This window comes from Nonomuraea sp. AD125B (assembly GCF_041402765.1).
GTDB classification, from domain to species: domain Bacteria; phylum Actinomycetota; class Actinomycetes; order Streptosporangiales; family Streptosporangiaceae; genus Nonomuraea; species Nonomuraea bangladeshensis.
The window spans coordinates 1-16,686 of sequence record NZ_JBGLOU010000013.1 but is presented as its reverse complement, the minus strand read 5'-3'; the positions used below and the strand labels follow the sequence as shown (position 1 = coordinate 16,686).

Genomic DNA, 16,686 nt, shown 5'->3' with positions numbered 1-16,686 from the left:
CTCATCGGCTCGTGCTCGATCTCATGTCGGAGGAGATCCAGCCTCGGTGCGGAAGGAAGTCCCGCAGCTCGCGCATGCGCGCGGACTCCGTGAAGAACACGAACTCCAGGTTGGCCCGCCGCAGCATGCTGTGCTTCGACTCCTCGCTCACCATCCCGCCGATGAGGGGCACGGCGTTGAAGGCCACTTCGGTGAGCGTGGACAGGCCGGTCGTGGCGAACCGTTCGGCCGCCCTGGCGAGCTTCGGCATCCTTCTGCGCAGGAAGATGCCGATCTTGGAGGGTTTCACCGTCAGGTGCGGGCGCGTCGATCGGATGTGGTCGCAGATGTGCTGCCAGTAGTCGGCCGCGCAGTCGGCCAGGGCGGCGGACAGCGCGTCGTCGGGGTCGCGGGTGTCGGGCAGTTCGAGGTACGACTGGATCTCGAACAGCTCTCTGGCCCGCCCGCGCAGCTCCAGGATCTCCTCGAAGCGCAGCATGGCGAGCAGGTCGGGTGACGGCCCTTCGACCATGCGATAGGCCGCCTCCACGAGTTCTTCCGCCCGCAACCGTGGGGTGGCATCCCTCTGCTCGAACGGCCCATCGCTGAGTACGGCTTCGGCGAGGCCCGTGCCTGGGCCGGAGTCCCAGTCGGACCCCAGCAGCCGGGCGTTGAACGCGTTCGCGTGCGCGATCTCGTCGAAGAGGCCGTGGATCTGGATCAGCTGGTCGTTCACCGGAAGACCGGAATCGTGCAGCAACGCGAAGATCGGCGTGTGCGAGAAACGCGGCCTCGCGAGAATGGCGTCGTACCGTCTGCGCAGCTCGGCGGGCTGCTGGGACAGCAGGCCCGCGAGCACCGAGTCCGGCGAGTTCGCGGCGTCGCGGACCTGCCGCATGAATCCGTCCTTCGTCCGCGCGTAGTCGTAGCGGACGACGACGGAACCGTCGCCGGTGAGAACGCCGTCGAGCTCGGTGATCATCCGGTCGCGTGCCTGCGAGATCGGCGAGATGACCCAGCCCTTGCCGTCCGGGCTGTTCTTCTTCCAGCTCCCCAGCACGTCGGCCAGGGAGTCGCAGGGATCGAGCCGGTCCTCGCGGTAGAGGTAGTTGTGCTCCCGGAGCCCGACCGCGACGACGCCCGCCGCGATGAGCTCCCTGAGGAGCCGGTAGAAGTTGCTCTCCCGCAGGTCGGACCTGCTGAAGTCGCCCACCACGCGGGGGTTGTCGACGAGCTGCGTGTCGTGCACGTAGACGCGCTCGTTGAAGAGCGCTCCGAAGACGAGCAGTGCGCGCAGTTGGATGGTCGAGCTGATGCCGGCCCATATGGGTTCCAAAGCGGCAAATTGCGACGTGGCGCGCAGGGCGTGGATGGAGCGGTCGTCACCGCGCCTCATCGGACCAGCCTCACCTCTCAAGGGAAGCACAAGCGAGCGCCCCAGGGGAAGGATCGGCTCAGCGGGCGGAGGGTGTCCCGGATCTGGACGCCTGAATCAGCTCAAGCCGGCGCCTTGACCGTGTCCCAGCGGCCACGTCGGCGGTGACCTGGTAGTGCGGTATGACGGGAGACGTGGAGTGCCAGGTCAGCGGGTCTGCACGGGGCGTTCCCTGGACAGCAGTCTTCTGATCGCCGGTACGAGGCCGTTCGGCAGGAAGAGGACCACGGCGATCAGGACGAGGGCGTACACCGCGTACGACAGCACGCCCGGCGCGTACGACGGCATCCCCGGCAGGTTCGCGAGCTGGTCCAGCCCCTGGACGAGGAGGGTGATGGCGGCCGCCCCCGCCACCGCCCCCCAGATCGTGCCGAGCCCGCCGACCACGGCCATGACGATGTACTGGATCGAGATCAGCACCGGGAACGACCCTGGCGCCACGTACCCGGTGTAGAAGCAGTAGATGCCCCCGGCGAGACCGGCGAAGGCGGCGGACAGGGCGAGGACGGCGAGCTTGTAGCGGCCCACCGGGATGCCGGACGAGGCGGCGGCGGTCTCGCTGGTGGCCAGGGCGCGCAGGGCGCGGCCGGGGCGGGAGGCGATGACGTTCCGCGTGACCAGCATGACGAGCGCCAGCCCGGCCCACGTCAGATACGCGTACGCGGTCACCCCGCCCGCCTCGAACGACCAGGCGGAGAACGGCGGGATGGCCTGCAGGCCGATGTCCCCGCCGGTGAATTCGAGCTGCCCGGCGAGGGAGAGCAGGATGAGCTGCATGGCGAGCGTGGCGAAGGCCAGGTGGTGGCCGCGCAGGCGCAGCAGCGGCAGGCCGACGACGAGGGCGAACGCGGCGGCCGCCACGGGCGCGGCGAGCAGGCCGAGCAGCGGCGGCAGGCCGTTCAGCGCTAGCAGCGCGGCCGTGTACGCGCCGAGGCCGTAGAAGGCGCCCTGCCCGAGCGAGACCTGCCCGGCGTACCCCATGAGCAGCGACACCCCGACCGTGACCATGGCGGCGAGGCCGAGCAGGACGTAGACGGCGAGTGCGCTGTCGTCGAGCACGGCGGGCAGTGCGAGCGTGACGGCGGCGGCGGCCAGCGGCCCCAGGGCGCGTCGGACGATCATGTCGGCTCCTGGGAGATCGCCGGGCGGCGGCCGGCCTGCACGATCATGACGACGAGCATCAGCCCGAGGGCGATCTCCAGCTGGTGGGAGCCGTAGCCGTAGCCGGCGGCCATGGTCTCGGCCACGCCCAGCAGCAGCGCGCCCCCCAGCGTGATCACCGGCCGGGTCAGCGCGCCGAACACGGCCGCGGCGAAGCCGTTGACGATGAGCGTGACGTCGGTGTCGAACGAGATCGGCCGCATCGGCGTCACCAGCACCCCGGCGAGGCCGCCGAGCAGCCCGCCCAGCGCGAACGCGAGCAGCCCCATCCGGCGCACGTCGATGCCGACGACGCGGGCGGCGTACGGGTTGGAGGCGCAGGCGGTGAGCGCCTTGCCCAGGTACGTCCGGCCGAAGAACAGCGCGAGCGCGACGAAGGCCACCGCCGTCACCGCGATCACCAGCAGGTGCTGGGTCTGGATCCGCGCCCCCGCGACGGTGACGGACCCGGCGAGGCCGGGCGCGGAGCGCGGCTGGTCGCCCCAGAGCACGATCTCCACCGCGTACGCCAGCACGCCCACGCCCAGCGTGACGATGAGCGACGACAGCGGCGTGGTCCCCGGCCGCCCGACGGCGGCGAGACCGGTCAGCAGCCCGGCGACGGCCGCCGCGAGCACGGCGGCCAGCTCGCTCGCGCCGTGCGGGAGGCCGAGCCCGAGCAGCGAGGACGCGCACAACCCCGCCACCACCGCGAAAGTCCCCTGCGCGAAGTTCACCACCCCGGTCACCCGGTGGATGACGACCAGGCCGCTCGCGATGAGCGCGATCGCGCACCCGACCGCGAGCCCGTTCAGCAGGTAGGTGAGGAAGGCGCTCACGTGATCGCCCCGCCCAGGTAGGCGCCCGCCACGCGCGGGTCGCCGGCCAGCGCGGCCGACTCGCCCTCGGTGACCAGCCGGCCGGACTCCAGCACGTACGCCCGCCGGCACAGCTCGAAGGCCAGCCGGGCGTTCTGCTCGATGAGCAGCACCGCGAGGCCGCGCGAGCGGTTGAGCTCGGCCAGGTGCCGGGCGAGGCCGGCGGTCACGTTCGGGGCCAGGCCGAGCGACAGCTCGTCCACGACCAGCACGTCGGGCCGGGACATGAGGGCCCGCCCGAACGCCACCATCTGCTGCTCGCCGCCCGACAGCACGCCGGCCCGCCGGTCCGCCAGCTCGGCCAGCCGGGGGAGCACGTCGTAGACGGCGGACGGGTCGCGGACGCCGGAGCGCCAGCCGCCGAGCGCCAGGTTGTCGGCGACCGACAGGTCGGGGAAGAGCTGGCGTCCCTCGGGGATCAGCGCGAGCCGGCCGCCGACCGTGACCGTGCCGGAGGCGGGGCGCAGCAGCCCGGCGAGGGCGCCCGCGAGGGTGGACTTGCCCGCGCCGTTCGGGCCGAGCAGGGCGACCATCTCGCCCTCGGCGACGTTGAGGGTGACGCGGTCGAGCGCGGTCGCGGCGCCGTACGCGACGACGAGGTCCGTCACCTCGATCATCATGCGCTCTGTCCCAGGTAGGCGGCGAGGACGAGGGGGTCGTTCCTGACCTCGGCGGGCGGGCCGTCGGCGATGACCCGGCCGAGGTCGAGCACCACGATCCGGTCGGCGAGCCGGGTCACGAACGCCACGTCGTGCTCGACCAGCAGGATCGTCAGGCCGTCCGCGCGCAGCTCCTCCACCAGCTCCGCCAGCCGCTCGCGCTCCTGGCCGCGCAGCCCGGAGGCGGGCTCGTCGAGCAGCAGCAGCCGGGGCCGGGCGCACAGCGCGCGGGCGAGCTGGAGCGCCCGCTGCTGCCCGATCGGCAGCCGGTCGGCCGGCCGGTCCGCCCAGTCGGCCAGGCCGACCCGCTCCAGCGCGGCGCCGGCCCGCGCGGCGATCTCGCGCTCGTCGCGCCGGTGGCGGGGCAGCCGCAGTGCCGCCGCGACGAACCCGGCCGAGGTGCCGCCGTGCAGGCCGACCATGACGTTCTCGCGCACGGTCATGCCGCGGAAGACGCGGGCCGCCTGGAAGACGATCGACATGCCGAGCCTGGCCCGCCGGTGCGGGGCCAGCCGGTCCACCCGGCGGCCGAGGAAGGAGATCTCGCCCCGCTCGGCGGCCAGGTGGCCGGTGATGAGGTTGAACAGCGTGGACTTGCCGGCGCCGTTCGGGCCGATGACGGCGTAGACGCCCCCGAAGGAACGCGAGACCCCCTGGACGGCCAGCACCCGCTACCCCAGCGCGCCGACGGTCTTGGCCAGTTGCTCGGCCGCCCACGGGGTCGGGACGAACGCGCCGTTCTTGACCGTGTTGACGGAGATGTACTCGGGGGAGAGCCCGGAGTGGTCGGTGGCGGAGTAGCGGAAGCGGCCGTTCGGCGTGACCAGGTCCATCGACTCCAGCGCCTGCCGCACCTTCTCCTTGTCGGTGCTGTTCGCCTTCCTGATCGCCTCGAACAGCAGCAGGCTCGCGCTGTAGCCGTCCTGGGCGAACTGCGGCGGCGGATAGCCGTGCTTCTGCCGGTACGGCCCCGCCATCTGCTCGATGACCTGCTTCTGCTTGCCGGCCGGGAGGTGCTCGCCGATGACGCCGATCGCGCTCTGCACGGTCATGCCCTCGGCCGCCGCGCCCATCGGCTCCAGCCACAGCTTGCTGGCCTGGGACGCGGTCAGGAACAGCGGCGTCTTGAGCCCGGAGGCGACGTACTGCTTGGCCGCGGTCACGCCGGGCGCGCCGGAGCCCCAGAACACCAGCGCCTCGGCGCGGGAGTCGCGCACGTGCTGGAACAGGGCGCTGAAGTCGGAGTTCGTGGTCTCGTACGGCTCGTCGACGGCGATCGTGACGCCGTACTTGCCGGCGAGCGCGGTCATCGCCTGGTGGCCGGAGACCGAGTACGCGCTCTTGGAGTCCCAGGCGACCGCGATGGTCTTGATGCCCTCGGCCTGGATGTACTGCAGGTAGCGCTCGGCGTACATGCTGGACAGCGCGGGGGTGACGAAGACGTACGACTTGATCGGCTCGACCTGCTCCTGCGCGGGCGCGAGCGACAGGTACGGCATCCTGTCGCGCTGCGCGAGCGGCTCGACCGCGAGCGCCGCGTTGGAGAAGACCGGCCCGATCAGCGCGTCGATGTCGCCCTTGATCTGGTTGTAGGCCACGATGCCCTGGTCGGGGGCGGTCTTGTCGTCGCGGGTGACCAGCTCGACCTTGCGCCCGAGCAGCCCGCCGGCCGCGTTGACCTGCTCGACCGCGAGCTCGACGGCCTTCTTGTCCTCGCTGCCGAGCGGCGTGTAGTTGCCGGTGAGCGAGACGATGAGCCCCACCTTGATCGGATCCCCGCCGCCGCCTCCGGAGCCTGAGCCGCCGGAGCCGCAGGCGGTCACGGCCAGGACCACGCCCATCAGGGCGGGCAGCACCTTGCGCATTCAGGACCTCCTGACTGCGATGAGGCCCTGAATGTAGGCAGGTACATTACGGCTGTCAAGAGAGTGCCCAAGATGTGGGGGAGGGGTCCATGCGGCCTCAGTCGGTGATGCTCACCTTCCTGGGGGATCACGTGTACCGGCGCGGGATCTGCGTCTCCTCACGCAGCTTCATCGAGGCGTTCGCCAAGGTCGGCATCTCGGAGGAGGCCACCCGCTCGACCCTGACCCGCATGGTCCGGCGCGGTCTGCTGCGCCGCCGCCGCTCCGGCCGGCGCATGTACTTCGGGCTCACGCCCACCAGCGACGAGGTGCTGCGGGACGGTGAGCGGCGCATCTGGCACAGCGGGGTCGTCAACGACGCCGCCGAGGACCGCTGGACGCTGATCGGCTTCTCGCTGCCCGAGTCGTGGCAGCGGCAGCGGCACGAGCTGCGCTCCCGGCTCGTCTGGTCCGGCTTCGGCCCGCTGCAGAACGGCCTGTGGATCGCCCCCGGCGAGGTGGACGTGACGGAGGTGATCGACGACCTGCGCGCGGACCTGGGCGCGAACGTCAAGGTGTTCGCCGCCGAGCCGCGCCGCCCCACGGACATGCAGGCGCTGGTGCGGGAGGCGTACGACCTGGAGGGCCTGGGCCGCCGCTACCGGGAGTTCCTGCGCCGCTGGGACCGGCCCGACCCCGCGCCGGAGGCCCCCGACGACCTGGCCCGCTCGCTGACGCTGCTGACCGGCTGGCTGCAGATCATCAGGACCGACCCCCGGCTGCCGCTGCGCCACCTGCCCGGCGACTGGCCGGCCGAGCAGGCCCAGCGGGTCTGCCACGCGCTGCACGAGCGGTTCAGGCCGGAGGCGACGGCGGTCGCGGAGCGGCTGCTCGACACCGTCCCCGACGACTCCCTGGCGGGTCTCGATCGCGGGCGGGACGGTGACAGCGATCACATCGTGGCCTAACTTGAGGTCGAGGAGGCCCGATGCGGAATCAGGGGATTGGCTCGTGGCCGGCGCGCAGGGCGAGGATGACGCCCGATCGGGTCGCGCTGTCGTTCCAGGGACGTGACCGCACCTACGGCGAGCTGCGGGAGCGCGCCTACCGGCTGGCCTCCGCCCTGGCGGGCGAGCTCGGCGTGCGGCGCGGCGACCGGGTCGCCTACCTCGGGCCGAACGAGCCCGCGCTGGTCGAGACGTTCTTCGCGGCGGGCCTGCTCGGGGCGGTGTTCGTGCCGCTCAACACCCGTCTGACCGTCCCCGAGCTGCGCTTCGTCCTGGAGGACGCCGACCCGGCCGCGCTGCTGCTGGGCTCCGGCCGAGACGGCGACGGGCTGCCCGGCCGGCACGTGCCGGCGGCGGCGTACGAAAGCCTGCTCGCCACCGGCTCGGCCGCCCCGATCGACGAGCCGGTGAGCCGCGGCGACGTCTGCCTGATCATGTATACCTCGGGCACCACCGGCCGCCCCAAAGGGGCCATGCTCACCCACGGCAACCTCACCTGGAACGCGGTCAACCTGCTGGTCGACGTGCCGCTCGGGCCCGACGAGGTGACGCTGGTCAGCGCGCCGCTGTTCCACATCGCGGCGCTGGCCCAGACGCTGGTCCCGACCGTGCTCAAGGGCGGCCGGTGCGTCCTGGAGCCGTCGTTCGACGTGGAGCGCACGTTCGAGCTGGTCGAGCGCGAGCGGGTGACGGTGATGTTCGGGGTGCCGTCGATGTTCGGCATGCTCACGCGCTCACCGCGCTGGGCCGGGGCCGACCTGTCGAGCCTGCGCCACCTGCTGTGCGGCGGCGCGCCGGTGCCGCTGCCGCTGATCCGGGCGTACCAGGAGCGCGGGCTGACGTTCCTCCAGGGGTACGGCATGACCGAGACCGCGCCCGGCGCGCTGTTCCTCGGGGCCGAGCGCTCGGTCGAGAAGGCGGGGAGCGCCGGGGTGCCGTGCTTCTTCTCCGACGTCCGCCTCGTCGCGCCCGACGGCTCGCCCGCCGCTCCGGGCGAGCCCGGCGAGGTGTACGTCCAGGGCCCCAACGTCATGCCCGGCTACTGGCGCCGCCCCGAGGAGAGCGCGGAGGTGCTCGACGCGGACGGCTGGTTCCGCTCCGGCGACGTCGGGATCGCCGACGAGGACGGCTACGTGACCATCTCCGACCGCATCAAGGACGTGATCATCTCCGGCGGCGAGAACATCTACCCGGCCGAGGTCGAGAGCGTGCTCTACGGCCATCCCGCGGTCGCCGAGTGCGCGGTGATCGGCGTGGCCGACGAGCGCTGGGGCGAGGTGGGCAAGGCGCTCGTCGTGCCGCGGCCGGGCGCGGCGGCCGAGCCCGGCGACCTGCTGCGGCACCTGGACGGGCGGTTGGCCCGCTACAAGATCCCGAAATATCTGCAGATCGTGCCCGAGCTGCCCAAGAACGCGGCCGGAAAGCTGCTCAAGGCCCCGCTCAGGAAGATGTACGGATAGCAGCGCTCAGAGCGTGACGACCGTGCCGGTGAGGCGGGCCCGCTCGGCCGCCCACACCACCCGGTGCGTCATCAGGCTCTCGGCGCCGTCGGTGCTCAGCAGGGACGGATCGCCCGCGGCGACGGCGGCCAGGAACGCGTCGGCCAGCCCTTCGTCGCCCCCGCCGTGCCCGTCCGCCGCCGACGGGCCCGCCTGGCCGACCGTGTCCACGGTCTCCTCGCCGCCGGTGCGGAAGTCGACCACGCGCAGCGTGCGCCCGTCGCCCTCGATGTAGCCGTGGGTGCCGAACAGCCGGGTGCGGCGGTGCTCCACGGGCGTGAACGCGCTCATCGTGAACGAGCACGTCGCGCCGTCGTCGAACTCCATCGTCACCTCCTGGTGGTCCACGACGTCGTTGTCGCAGGCGTACACGCACCGCCCGTAAGGACCGGTGCGCAGCGCCTCGCGCACCTCCTCCTCGGTCCGGCCGGGCGTGACCGCCGACAGCGGCCAGAACTCCCGGTCGGGGTCCCCGAGGCAACCGAGGTAGAGCCGCGGCGCCGAGTACGGGCAGGACGGCTCCAGAGGGCAGTCCAGGCACCGGTCCGCCGCCCCCTCGGGCCGCTCCTCGGGACGGAAGTGCGACAGCGAGCCGAACGACGACACCCGTGCGGGCGGCCTGCCGAACAGGTGCACCAGCCAGTCCACGTCGTGGCAGGCCTTGGCGAGCAGCATCGGCGCCGAGGTGTCCTGCCGCCGCCAGTGCCCGCGGACGAACGAGTGCGCCTGGTGCCACCACCCGACCGGCTCCAGGTGCTGGGCGCCGATCAGCCGCCCGATCCGCCCCTCGTCCAGCAGTTTCCTGACCGCCCGCGTGTACGGCGTGTAGCGCAGCACGTGGCAGACCGCCAGCATGATGCCGTTGCGGCGGGCGGCCTCGGCGATCTCGGTCGCCTCGGGCTCGCTCGTCGCCATCGGCTTCTCCAGGAGAATGTGATAACCGAGGTCCGCCAGCGCGACCGCGGGCCCGGTGTGCAGCTGGTCCTGGGTGGCCACGACCGCGGCGTCGGCCACCCGCCCGGCCGCCACGAGCTCCGTCCAGTCCGTGTGCGCCTGCCGGGGCTCCAGGCCGAACTCCGCCGCGAACGCGGCGCGCCGCTCCGGGTCGGGCTCGGCCACCGCCACCACGCGCCCCGCGCCCGTGGCGTGCGCGTGGCGCGCGTAGGTAAGCCCTCGCAGGCCGCCGCCCACGACGGCTAGAGTCACCTCAGTCATGGAACCTTCCCCGCTATATTTCATGGAGACCATCATTATTCGGCTCTGGACAGTCGACGGCAAGGGGGGCCGATGGCCGAGGACGTGAGCGGCGGCGACCTGTCGCGGCTCAGGCAGCTCAACGCGCTCGCCGTGATCAGGGCGCTGCAGGGGCGGCCGCCGCTGACGCTCACCGAGCTGGCCAGGCGCACCGGCCTGTCGCGCGCCTCCACCGAGGACGTGGCCCGCGAGCTGCTGCGCAAGGGCTGGCTGGCCGAGGCGGAGCCGGCGCCCGGCGGCGTGGGCCGCCCGGCCCGCCGCTACCGCTTCCGCGCCGAGGCCGGCCGGGTGCTCGGTCTCGACATCGGCGGGCACAACGTCCGCGCCACCCTCGCCGACCTGGACGGCGACGTCGCGTCCGCCGTCCGGGTCGCCGTCACGCCGGAGATGGGCCGCGCCGAGCGGCTGGAGGCGGTGGACCGGGCCGTGCTGGCCTGCCTGGAGCAGGCCGGGCTGACCGGCGCGGACGTGTGGGCGTCCGGCGTGGGCACCACCGGGCTGGTGGACGGCGCGGGCAAGGTCATGCTGTCGGAGGCGCTGCCCGAGTGGACCGGCGTCGACCTGGCCGCGCACGTGCGCCGGCTGGCCCCCGCGCCCGTCCTGGTGGAGAACGACAGCAAGCTCGCGGCGCTCGCCGAGTGCTGGCGCGGCGTGGCCCGCTACGCCAAGGACATGGTGTTCCTGCTGGCCGGCCTGCGCACCGGCGCGGGCCTGGTGATCGACGGCAAGCTGCACCGGGGCTTCGCCGGCGCCTCGGGAGAGATCGGCGCGCTGCCCGCGCTCGGCTGGATCCGCGCCCAGGAGCACCTGGTCAAGGCCGCGGGCGGGGAGGCCGGCGACGTGTTCGCCGCGGCCAGGGCGGGCGAGCGGGCGGCGGTCACCGCCGTGCGCCGCTACGTCAGGGACCTCGCGCTCGGCGCGTCCGCGCTGGTCCTGGCGCTGGACCCGCAGATGGTCGTGGTCGGCGGCGGCTACTCGCGCTCGGCTGACGTGCTCATCGAGCCGCTGCGGCGCGAGCTCGACCGCTGGTGCATCCGCACGCCCGAGGTGCGCATGTCGGCGCTCGGCGACGAGGCCGTGGTGCTCGGGGCGGTGCGGCTGGCGCTCGACCACGTCGAGGAGCGCGTGCTCGACGGCCGCACACCGCTCGTGAGCCATCTGTAACAAAGGGCCCCTTGAAGAAAATTATCGTGGACTCCATGATTACTCCCACGTTCGAGGAGAGGACTGGGAGATGTGGAAGTCGGCACGGAGCGTCGTGGCGCTCCTTTGCACGGCGCTGCTCGCCTCCGCCTGCGCGGGTGGTGAGCAGGCCGGCACGGGCGCTCAGGCGCAGGGGAAGGTGACGCTGTCGTACGGCGTCTGGGACGCGACCCAGCAGGACGCGATGCGGGAACTGGCCGCCGAGTTCACCAAGACGCATCCGAACATCACCGTGAACGTCCAGCTCACCCCCTGGGCCGACTACTGGACCAAGCTCAAGGCCGCCGTCAGCGGCGGCGCCGCGCCCGACGTCTTCTGGATGAACGGCCCCAACTTCCAGCTCTACGCCTCCAACGGCGTGATCAAGCCGATCGAGGAGCAGGTCGACTCCTCCGTCTACCCCAAGGCGCTGGTCGACCTCTACACCTACGAGGGCAAGCTGTACGGCCTGCCCAAGGACATGGACACGGTCGGCGTCTGGTACAACAAGGAGCTCTTCGACGCGGCCAAGGTCGCCTATCCCGCCGACGACTGGACCTGGGACGACTTCAAGAAGGCCGCCGCCAAGCTCACCGACCCCGCCAAGGGCGTCCACGCCATCGGCGCGCAGCTCACGAGTTTCCAGGAATACCAGTACAACACCATCTACCAGGCCGGCGGTCACGTCATCTCGCCCGACGGCAAGAAGTCCGGCTACGACGACCCCAAGACCATCGAGGGCCTGCGTTTCTGGACCGACCTCATCGCCGCCGGGCACTCGCCCGACCTCAAGACCATGACCGACACCGCGCCGCTGCAGCTCTTCGAGGCCGGCAAGCTCGCGATGTACTGGGGCGGCTCCTGGGACGTCGCCGAGTTCACCAAGAACGACTACACCAAGGACAAGGTGGACGTCGCCCCGCTGCCCAAGGGCGAGAAGCAGGCCACCATCATCCACGGCGTGGCCAACGTGATGTCCGCCAAGACCGAGCACCCGGCCGAGGCGTGGGAGTTCGTCAAGTTCCTCGGCTCGAAGCAGGCCGCCGACATCCTCGGCAAGAAGGGCCCGATCCCGGCCTACAACGGCACCCAGGACGACTGGGTGGCCGCCCACCCCGAGCTGAAGCTGAAGGTCTTCCTGGACGCGGTCGCGTACGCGGTGCCGTACCCCGTCTCCAAGAACACCGCCGCCTGGCAGGAGCAGGAGCTCACCCACCTGACCAAGGCGTGGACCGGCGAGGTGCCCGTCGAGAAGGCCGCCGCCGACCTCGCGGCCGGGATGAACGACCTGCTGGCCAAGGAGTGACGTGACCACGCGCAAGCCGAGGAGCGAGGCCCTGTGGGGGTACGCGTTCATCGCCCCCACAGGACTCGGGCTCGCGGTCTTCTACCTGTGGCCGGTGCTGCAGACCGCGTACTTCTCCTTCACCGAGTGGGGGGTGTTCGGCGGGCACACGTGGGTCGGGCTGGAGAACTACGCCCGCCTCGCCGCCGACCCCGAGGTGCGCCAGGCGGTGCTCAACACGGTCACCTACACCGTGCTCGGCCTGCTCGGCATCCCGGTCGCCATCGTGTTCGCCGCGCTGATGAACGTGCCGGGGCTGCGCGGCGCCGGGATCTACCGGACGGCGTTCTTCCTGCCCGTGGTGACCATGCCGGTCGCGGTCGCGATGTTGTGGCGCTGGCTCTACAACGGCGACTACGGCCTGGTCAACCAGGTGCTCGCGGTCGTCGGCATCGACGGCCCCAACTGGATCGCCGACCCCGACACCGCGTTGTACGCGCTGGTCGTCGTGGGCGTCTGGACCAGCGTCGGCTACAACCTCATCATCTTCCTCGCCGGGATGCAGGCCATCCCCAAGGAGACGTACGAGGCCGCCGCGCTGGACGGCGCGGGCCGCGTCAGGCAGTTCTTCTCGATCACGCTGCCGCTGCTGTCGCCGACCGCGTTCTTCATCTCCATCGTCTCGGTGATCGGCTCGCTGCAACTGTTCGACCTGGTCTTCGTCATGACCGGGTCGGGGCAGGCGGCGCGGGCCAACCCGGCCTACGGGCGGCTGCAGACCGTCGTGCAGCTCTTCTACGAGCGGGCCTTCGTCACCAACGACCGCGGCTACGCGGCGGCCGTCGTGATCGCGCTGCTCGTGCTCATCGCGGCGCTGACGATCCTGCAGTTCCGGCTCCAGCGCAGGTGGGTGCACTATGTCTAGACGCGGGCCGCTCGGGGTGCACGCGGTGCTCATCGCCTCCTCCCTGGCGATGGTGGCGCCGTTCGCCTGGCAGGTGATCACCTCGCTCAAGACGCTCAGCTCCGCGACCCGGGTGCCGCCGTCGCTGCTGCCCGAGGGGCGCTGGGACAATTACGCGAAGGTGTTCGAGCTGCTGCCGTTCGGCGAGCAGTTCCTCAACACCGCGGTCATGGCCGCGGGGCGGGTGGCCGGGCAGGTGCTGTTCTGCTCCATGGCCGCCTACGCCTTCGCCCGGCTGCGCTTCCCCGGCAAGAACGTGCTGTTCGCGGTGTTCCTGTCGGTGCTCATGGTGCCGCCGCAGCTCTTCGTGATCCCGCAGTACCAGATCATGTCCGGGCTCGGCTGGCTCAACAGCCTCCAGGCGATCATCGTGCCCGGCCTGTTCAGCGCGTTCGGCGTGTTCCTGCTGCGGCAGTTCTTCCTCGCGCTGCCGCGCGAGCTGGAGGAGGCGGCCCGCCTCGACGGGGCGGGGCCGGTGCGGATCTACTGGTCGATCATGCTGCCGCTGGCCCGACCCGGGCTGGTCGCGCTGGCCGTGCTGTGCCTGCTGTGGGCGTGGAACGACCTGTTCTGGCCGCTCGTGGTCAACACCGATCCCGAGAAGATGACGCTGTCGGCGGGGCTCGCCTCGCTCCAGGGGCAGTACCAGACGGACTACCCGGTGCTCATGGCCGGCTCGCTCATCGCGTCGCTGCCGGTGATCGCCGTCTTCGTCTTCCTGCAGCGCCAGTTCATCCAGGGCATCGCCCACACGGGCAGCAAGGGCTGAGTGTTGCGGCGAGGGCCCGGGGGACCCGGGTCCGGGCCCTCGCCGGTCCGTCAGCGGACGACGACCGTGGTCAGCGTCCGCGGCTGCAGGGTCACCGTGCGGCCGGCCACCGGTGACGGGGTGAGGGAGTTGTCGTTGTTCGTGACGTACGCGGTGGCCCGGCCAGGCACGCCCTTCCAGGCGACCGCGGCCGTGCCCGTGTTGAGCACCTCGATCACCCGGGAGCCGTCCGGGTTGCGGAAGGCCGACACCTTGAGCGCCGGGTCGGCCGCCGAGGCGCCGACCCGGACCGCGCCCGGCCTGATGAACCTGCTGTAGGCGGCCAGGGCCCACAGGCGCTTCGACACGCTGTACGTCTTCGCCACGTCGTCGATCTGCAGCAGCGCCCTGGTCGCGCCGCGCGACGCGCCGAGCCAGTAGACGTAGCCGCTGACCTGTCCGAGCGTGAGCGCGTCATGGACGGCCGAGGCGATCGTGAAGCCGTCGAAGCCGCTGCCGTCGTCCCAGGAGGTGTTCCAGCGGTCGCCGTTCGGGTTCCACTCCGACATCCACGTCCTGCGGCCGGTCGGCAGCGGCGCGTCCACGGGGCTGGCGTAGGTGTGGCCGGTGTGGGTCTTCACCCAGCGGCGGGCCTCGGGGTCGGCCTCGATCGCCGCCGTGTACGCCTTGGCCTCGTTCCAGCCGAAGGAGTCGCAGCACGCCACGTCGACGTCGCGCGCGATCGGCCCGAGCACCTTGACGAACTCGGCGGCCTGCTCCGGGGTGAAGCGCATGGAGGCGTACGTGGCCGTCCAGTCGGGCTCGTTGGTGAAGCCCAGGTCGGTGATCCTGATGCCCTCCTTGGCGTAGAACTTCGTGTACGCCACCAGGTAGTTCGCGTAGGCCCGCCGCCACTCGGGCAGCAGGGTGCCGCCGTTCTTGTCGTCGCCGTTGTCCTTCATGTAGCCGGGGGCGCTCCATGCGTCGGCGAAGAAACGCCGCACGCCGTAGCGCTGGGCCTCCTTGGCCACCCAGACCTGGCTGTTGTCGTCGCCGTCCCACACGTATCTCGGCGGGGCGTCCGGGCCGCCGGGGTTCTCCGGCTGGATGGAGACCATGTGGTCGTACGGGCTGCCGGCCGGGGAGGAGCCGATGCCGAGGCGCAGGATGCTCAGCCCGGCGCCCTTCTTGCGGTCGAACCACAGGTCGAGGATCTCCCGCTGCTGCTCGGCAGGCAGGGCCTTGAGCAGCTCGTTGCGGCGGAAGGCCTGCGAGATGCCGAAGCCGTCGATCTGCTGGTGGCGTACGTGCTCGTCCAGGGTGACGGCCGGGGGCGGCGCGGGGTGGACAGGGTGGAGGCCGAGCAGGGCGATCGCGACAATCCCGCGTAACATGGCGACTCCGAAAGTTTCGGACATATGGCGATATGTTTCACCGATCCGCCCGGAACGCTAGATGTCGCAAACACCTCCCGTCAACACCCATCTCATGGTTTTGGGGTCGCGGTCAGATCTGGTCCGGGCGCCACGCCGGAAGGTCGTGCCGCTTCGCGACCGTCCGCCAGGCGTCGGCGAAGCGGGCCTTCGCCTTCCGCGCGTCCTCCGAGCGGGCCAGGCCGCGCCGGTAGTCACGGTCCTCGGCCACCGGGCCCGAGCAGTCGCCGGCGAGGTGGCGGCGCGCCCAGGACAGGAACGCGGCATCGGCGTCGAACGAGGCGTCCAGCGCGGCCACCAGGGACTTCCGCAGGGCGGCCCCGTCCGGGAGCGCGTCCACGGCGAGCGCGCGGGCGGCGGCGAGCTGGTCGCGGCGGCCCGCCGTGATGTCCACGATCCTGTCCAGGCCGCTGCGGCGGCACTGGGAGGTGGCGACGATGGCGTCGGTGAGACCCGAATGGGAGGCGTTGCTACTGGCCAGCACGTCGTTCATGGCCCGCGCCTGCGCGGCGGCGGGCCCGGTGGGTTGGGAGGGCTGAACGGGACCGTCGGATTGGTCAGGTCGGGCGGACTGGGCGGGTTCGGTGGGCTGTGCGGATGGGGCGGCTTCTGCGGACCGGGCGGGCTGGGCCGGCTGTGCGGATTCGGTGGGTTCGTTGGGTTCGTCGGATGCCGTGGGTTCCGCCGGGTCGGCGGATGCCCTGGGCTCGGCCGATGCCGTGGGTGCGGCGGGCGCGGTCGCGCCGGGAGCCGCGGCCCCCTCGCCCGGCTGGGACGCGATGGTGCTGGAGTCCCCAGCACCGATCATCGGCTTCGGGGCGGCCCCTCCCTCGGTGACCACCCACCAGGTGAGCGCCGCCGCGACCAGCGCCGCAGCCAGACTCACCAGCACGGACGCCCGCCGCCACCACCCTCGCTGCCCCTCCACCGGCTCCTCGGCCTCGCGGGGATCGTCCGGAGGCGCGCCCCCATCAGCCTGCCCGAGACCAGGCGCGGCCGGCCGGGCCTCGAACAGCCCGGACCGAGGCGCCCCTTGGAAGGGGTACGGACCCGGCCGAGGCGAGCCGGCCCGCGACGGGCCGAGGCCGCCCGCCAAGGGCCGAGTTCCAGGCGGTGACGGCTCCACCGACGGCGTGCCGGACCGAGGCCCGCCCGCCCCGGAGGCGCGCGGCCCGGACGGGGGCGGCCCGAACCAACGGGGGTCGTCGGGTTCAGGCGGCGGCGGACCGGGCTGACCAGGGCCGGGCTGCGGCAGTGATCCGGGCTGGCGGGGACTGGGGTGGCGAGGGCTGGGCTGCGGCGGTGGTTCGGATAGGCGGAGATCGGGCTGAGGTGGGGAACTGGGCTGGTGAGGGTTGGGCTGAGACGGAGGGCTGGGC

At 72.0% G+C, this 16,686-nt stretch carries 15 protein-coding genes; 6 read left to right on the top strand and 9 right to left on the bottom strand.

Annotated features, from left to right (window positions below):
- Position 1: 1 nt before the first annotated feature.
- The 6 genes from ACBR40_RS30945 to ACBR40_RS30920 all read right to left on the bottom strand — a co-directional run bounded on the left by ACBR40_RS30945 (position 2) and on the right by ACBR40_RS30920 (position 5,956).
- A complete protein-coding gene (locus ACBR40_RS30945; RefSeq protein WP_371251040.1) occupies positions 2–1,375 on the bottom strand; it encodes a hypothetical protein in 1,374 nt (457 codons plus the stop codon).
- A 186-nt stretch (positions 1,376–1,561) separates the two neighbouring features.
- The gene (locus ACBR40_RS30940) at positions 1,562–2,536 is read right to left on the bottom strand and encodes a branched-chain amino acid ABC transporter permease (protein WP_344204678.1); all 975 of its coding nucleotides are present in this window, start codon (positions 2,534–2,536) and stop codon (positions 1,562–1,564) included.
- Positions 2,533–3,393, bottom strand: a complete 861-nt coding sequence (locus ACBR40_RS30935) for a branched-chain amino acid ABC transporter permease (protein WP_344204676.1) — start codon at positions 3,391–3,393, stop codon at positions 2,533–2,535. The genes ACBR40_RS30940 and ACBR40_RS30935 overlap by 4 nt, the downstream gene beginning before the upstream one ends.
- Entirely contained in the window at positions 3,390–4,052 is a 663-nt protein-coding gene (locus tag ACBR40_RS30930; protein WP_371251039.1) for an ABC transporter ATP-binding protein, read from the bottom strand. Before ACBR40_RS30930 ends, ACBR40_RS30935 begins: the two co-directional genes overlap by 4 nt.
- Positions 4,049–4,759 (bottom strand): ABC transporter ATP-binding protein, encoded by a 711-nt coding sequence (locus ACBR40_RS30925; protein ID WP_371251038.1) that lies wholly within the window; start codon positions 4,757–4,759, stop codon positions 4,049–4,051. Before ACBR40_RS30925 ends, ACBR40_RS30930 begins: the two co-directional genes overlap by 4 nt.
- A 3-nt stretch (positions 4,760–4,762) precedes the next feature.
- Positions 4,763–5,956, bottom strand: a complete 1,194-nt coding sequence (locus tag ACBR40_RS30920) for an ABC transporter substrate-binding protein (protein WP_344204672.1) — start codon at positions 5,954–5,956, stop codon at positions 4,763–4,765.
- Between the two features lie 89 nt (positions 5,957–6,045).
- Between ACBR40_RS30920 and ACBR40_RS30915 the strand changes: the two genes are divergently transcribed.
- The gene (locus ACBR40_RS30915; protein ID WP_364451523.1) at positions 6,046–6,903 is read left to right on the top strand and encodes a PaaX family transcriptional regulator C-terminal domain-containing protein; all 858 of its coding nucleotides are present in this window, start codon (positions 6,046–6,048) and stop codon (positions 6,901–6,903) included.
- A gap of 65 nt (positions 6,904–6,968) precedes the next feature.
- Positions 6,969–8,402 carry a long-chain fatty acid--CoA ligase gene (locus tag ACBR40_RS30910; protein WP_371251037.1) on the top strand — a complete coding sequence of 478 codons (1,434 nt, stop codon included), beginning with the start codon at positions 6,969–6,971 and terminating at the stop codon, positions 8,400–8,402.
- 6 nt (positions 8,403–8,408) lie between these two features.
- Here ACBR40_RS30910 and ACBR40_RS30905 read toward each other — a convergent pair whose 3' ends face one another.
- Positions 8,409–9,656, bottom strand: a complete 1,248-nt coding sequence (locus ACBR40_RS30905) for a Gfo/Idh/MocA family protein (protein WP_371251036.1) — start codon at positions 9,654–9,656, stop codon at positions 8,409–8,411.
- Between the two features lie 72 nt (positions 9,657–9,728).
- On the opposite strand from ACBR40_RS30905, the gene ACBR40_RS30900 reads away from it, so the two are divergent.
- From ACBR40_RS30900 to ACBR40_RS30885, 4 genes are all read left to right on the top strand, one after another.
- Positions 9,729–10,859: an ROK family protein gene (locus ACBR40_RS30900; RefSeq protein WP_344204666.1), complete on the top strand. Its 1,131-nt coding sequence runs from the start codon at positions 9,729–9,731 to the stop codon at positions 10,857–10,859.
- A 70-nt stretch (positions 10,860–10,929) separates the two neighbouring features.
- On the top strand, positions 10,930–12,183 hold the full coding sequence (locus ACBR40_RS30895) for a sugar ABC transporter substrate-binding protein (protein ID WP_371251035.1): 1,254 nt from the start codon (positions 10,930–10,932) through the stop codon (positions 12,181–12,183).
- 1 nt (position 12,184) lies between these two features.
- Positions 12,185–13,087 (top strand): sugar ABC transporter permease, encoded by a 903-nt coding sequence (locus ACBR40_RS30890; RefSeq protein ID WP_344204664.1) that lies wholly within the window; start codon positions 12,185–12,187, stop codon positions 13,085–13,087.
- Entirely contained in the window at positions 13,080–13,895 is an 816-nt protein-coding gene (locus ACBR40_RS30885; protein ID WP_344204662.1) for a carbohydrate ABC transporter permease, read from the top strand. Before ACBR40_RS30890 ends, ACBR40_RS30885 begins: the two co-directional genes overlap by 8 nt.
- 50 nt (positions 13,896–13,945) lie before the next feature.
- Here the strand turns inward: ACBR40_RS30885 and ACBR40_RS30880 are convergent, their stop codons facing one another.
- Together ACBR40_RS30880 and ACBR40_RS30875 are read right to left on the bottom strand one after the other, a co-directional pair.
- Positions 13,946–15,268 (bottom strand): glycoside hydrolase, encoded by a 1,323-nt coding sequence (locus tag ACBR40_RS30880; protein WP_371251034.1) that lies wholly within the window; start codon positions 15,266–15,268, stop codon positions 13,946–13,948.
- Positions 15,269–15,380: 112 nt separating this feature from the next.
- Positions 15,381–15,800 (bottom strand): hypothetical protein, encoded by a 420-nt coding sequence (locus tag ACBR40_RS30875; protein ID WP_371251033.1) that lies wholly within the window; start codon positions 15,798–15,800, stop codon positions 15,381–15,383.
- Positions 15,801–16,686 lie beyond the last annotated feature (886 nt).

Coding starts and splice junctions, on each gene's coding strand:
- ACBR40_RS30945 (WP_371251040.1), bottom strand. CDS start 1,375: ATGAGGCGCGGTGACGACCGCTCCATCCACGCCCTGCGCGCCACGTCG.
- ACBR40_RS30940 (WP_344204678.1), bottom strand. CDS start 2,536: ATGATCGTCCGACGCGCCCTGGGGCCGCTGGCCGCCGCCGCCGTCACG.
- ACBR40_RS30930 (WP_371251039.1), bottom strand. CDS start 4,052: ATGATGATCGAGGTGACGGACCTCGTCGTCGCGTACGGCGCCGCGACC.
- ACBR40_RS30920 (WP_344204672.1), bottom strand. CDS start 5,956: ATGCGCAAGGTGCTGCCCGCCCTGATGGGCGTGGTCCTGGCCGTGACC.
- ACBR40_RS30915 (WP_364451523.1), top strand. CDS start 6,046: ATGCGGCCTCAGTCGGTGATGCTCACCTTCCTGGGGGATCACGTGTAC.
- ACBR40_RS30910 (WP_371251037.1), top strand. CDS start 6,969: ATGACGCCCGATCGGGTCGCGCTGTCGTTCCAGGGACGTGACCGCACC.
- ACBR40_RS30905 (WP_371251036.1), bottom strand. CDS start 9,656: ATGACTGAGGTGACTCTAGCCGTCGTGGGCGGCGGCCTGCGAGGGCTT.
- ACBR40_RS30900 (WP_344204666.1), top strand. CDS start 9,729: ATGGCCGAGGACGTGAGCGGCGGCGACCTGTCGCGGCTCAGGCAGCTC.
- ACBR40_RS30895 (WP_371251035.1), top strand. CDS start 10,930: ATGTGGAAGTCGGCACGGAGCGTCGTGGCGCTCCTTTGCACGGCGCTG.
- ACBR40_RS30885 (WP_344204662.1), top strand. CDS start 13,080: ATGTCTAGACGCGGGCCGCTCGGGGTGCACGCGGTGCTCATCGCCTCC.
- ACBR40_RS30880 (WP_371251034.1), bottom strand. CDS start 15,268: ATGTTACGCGGGATTGTCGCGATCGCCCTGCTCGGCCTCCACCCTGTC.
- ACBR40_RS30875 (WP_371251033.1), bottom strand. CDS start 15,800: ATGAACGACGTGCTGGCCAGTAGCAACGCCTCCCATTCGGGTCTCACC.